This window comes from Flavobacterium sp. FlaQc-47 (genome assembly GCF_044006475.1).
Classification (GTDB): domain Bacteria; phylum Bacteroidota; class Bacteroidia; order Flavobacteriales; family Flavobacteriaceae; genus Flavobacterium.
This window is the reverse complement of the sequence record NZ_JBIPCQ010000025.1, coordinates 1-255: the sequence shown is the minus strand read 5'-3', so window position 1 is coordinate 255 and position 255 is coordinate 1. Positions and strand designations below refer to the sequence as shown.

1 protein-coding gene is annotated in these 255 nt (G+C 36.1%); it reads left to right on the top strand.

Annotation, left to right across the window (positions count from 1 at the left end; translation table 11 throughout):
• Nucleotides 1-255: transposase (locus tag ACHRVX_RS23855; protein ID WP_395337094.1), on the top strand; the 255-nt coding region annotated here is incomplete at both ends.

Sequence of the window (255 nt, the reverse complement as noted above, 5' to 3'; positions counted from 1 at the left end):
AGATGCTTTCCTAAAGCCATACAGGTTACTGATAAATTTCATGTTCAAAAACTAGCCCTGGAGGCATTGCAGGAAATCAGAATCAAACATCGATGGGAAGCCATGGATTTTGAGAATCAATTGATCAGAAAGGCAAAATCAGAAAACAAAACATACATTCCCAAGCTTTTAATCAACGGAGATTCCGTAAAACAATTATTAGCCAGAAGCAGATATTTACTTTATAAATCTCGCGAAAAATGGACTCAAAGCCAA